Source organism: Antarcticimicrobium luteum (assembly GCF_004358185.1).
Lineage (GTDB): Bacteria > Pseudomonadota > Alphaproteobacteria > Rhodobacterales > Rhodobacteraceae > Antarcticimicrobium > Antarcticimicrobium luteum.
Map to the genome: position 1 here is coordinate 1 of NZ_SMUV01000006.1, position 2,045 is coordinate 2,045.

2 protein-coding genes are annotated in these 2,045 nt (G+C 57.1%); both read left to right on the plus strand.

Translation table 11 applies throughout. From position 1 onward, the window contains the following. Positions 1 to 468 (plus strand): nuclear transport factor 2 family protein (locus tag E1832_RS00050; protein ID WP_133357725.1); only part of this gene is annotated, 468 nt, incomplete at its 5' end. After that, a complete protein-coding gene (locus E1832_RS00055) occupies positions 468 to 1,346 on the plus strand; it encodes an oxidoreductase (protein ID WP_206020961.1) in 879 nt (292 codons plus the stop codon). The genes E1832_RS00050 and E1832_RS00055, both read left to right, overlap by 1 nt. Positions 1,347 to 2,045 lie beyond the last annotated feature (699 nt).

Consider the following 2,045-nt stretch of genomic DNA (forward strand, 5'->3'; position numbering starts at 1 on the left):
AATCCAGACTGGAAACCTTGGCCGCATGAGGCCAGAAACAAACCGACGGATTCTCCCAATGGCTGGAGGGAAGTCGGGTCGCAGGTCAATACTGTTACCGCCTTCGTGGAAGCCATGCGTCGGTCCGATGTTGAAACCCTTAGCTCTATGATCACAGAGGATTTCAGTTGGTGGATAGCAGGCAAGCAGGCGTATCTGCAAACAGCTGGTGAACATGACCGAGCGTTTTTTCTGGGCTTTTTTGGCAGCGGCGGCGAGATGTTCCCGAATGGTGCCGATTTCGCTGTGACCGGTATGGTGGCAGAGGGGAATAAGGTCGCGGCAGAGGCTCATATGACTGCGACGACCGCAACGGGTGCGGAATACAACAACATGTATCATTTCCTCTTTGAGATTGCGGATGGACGGATCAAACGGATGAAGGAGTATATGGACACACATCATGCAAAAGTGACGTTCGGCCTGTGATGACGGAAAGCAAAATGGATATGAACGGCAAGACGGCATTGATCACCGGGGCCAACACGGGCCTTGGCTTCGAGATAGCGCGCGCATTGGCAACGCGCGGGGCGCAAGTGATCGTTGCAGGCCGGAACGAGGCCAAAGTGCAGACCGCGATAGACCGCATAAAGGACGAGGCACCGGACGCGCGGCTTGAAGTCGGGCTTGTCGATCTGAACGCTCTAGCTTCTGTAAAAGATTTTGCCACCAGGATTGCCAATACACACACCCGTTTGGATATCCTGATCAACAATGCGGGCGTCATGGTGCCGCCCGCCGGAACAACGCAGGACGGCTTTGAAACCCAGTTTGGTGTCAATTTTGTCGCGCATTTTGCACTCACCGGCCACCTTATCCAACTGCTGAACGCGGCGCCTGCTGCACGCGTCGTGACCCTGTCCAGCATCGGACACCGAGGCGCAGTTTTGGACTTTGACAATTTCCAACTGGAAAAACCTTACGATCCTTGGCGCGAATATGGCCAAAGCAAACTCGCCGATCTTGTCTTCGCGTTAGAGCTTGATCGTAGATTGCGCGCTAAAGACAGCTCTGTTCGCTCCCTTGCCGCCCACCCGGGCGTGAGCCAGACCGACCTGACCCGAAACCTTGGTGACATTCCAGCAGGCATCAAAATGATGCCGCCCGCCGACGGAGCCGCGCCAGCACTTGTCGCGGCAACAGACACGCACGTCGAGGGCGGGCAATACTGGGGGCCTGACGGGCCAGAAGAACGCTCAGGAACACCCGGGCTTGCGATTGTTGACGCCGCCGCTCTCAAAGATGGTGTCGCGGAACGCTTATGGGATTGGGCCGAAAAAGCGACTGGGATCAAATATCCGCAATAGGCATAGACGCAAAGCGGTCATTTAGACGCGCCGCGGCATCGGGTAGCATGGGCTCCAAGCCGCCTTGCGGCGCTGCAGCGTCATGATCTTTCGCCGGGGCCGTGCCGACGGAGTTGCGGGCGACTGCAGCCAGCCCTTACTTGCCGTTCGTCTTGACCCTCGCATGGCCCGAGGCGATTTGCATGAACGGCGGAAACCGGACCAGAGCCGACCTTGAGCACGGTCTTCGAATTCTGCGAGTGCAGCCCGCATTGCCGCCATTCGGTGCGCCCGCGAAATGATAGACGCGATGTACTCACACATGGCAGGACAGAACAGGCAGTCTTCAACTTCATATTCGGCTTCTACAATCCGCGCCGACGGCACTCAGCCTCGGGCTGTCTTGTCCCCGTGACTTTCAAGCAGAAAGTGGCTCAAACGAGGACTTGGTACGGCGCGAAAACGTGACAGGTCCAACTAGCGTAGAGACGGACGATCACCGCAGGGAAACGGTTGATCCGCTATGACGTCTGTCGCGCTGACGGCTGGAACGTCGCCGTCTGTATCGCATCCATGGGAAGGTAAGGAGACCCACATGACACACCTCACACGCCTGCCCATGGACGACGTGATGCTCCCCATAGAGTCCGCATTTATTAGTTCGCTCTGTTCAGGTTTTGGTCCTCTACTGACCGTTGGTGATACTCCCACGGGGTGAGC

Excerpts from the sequence above, each read along its gene's own strand:
- E1832_RS00055 (WP_206020961.1), top strand. The coding sequence starts at position 468 with ATGACGGAAAGCAAAATGGATATGAACGGCAAGACGGCATTGATCACC.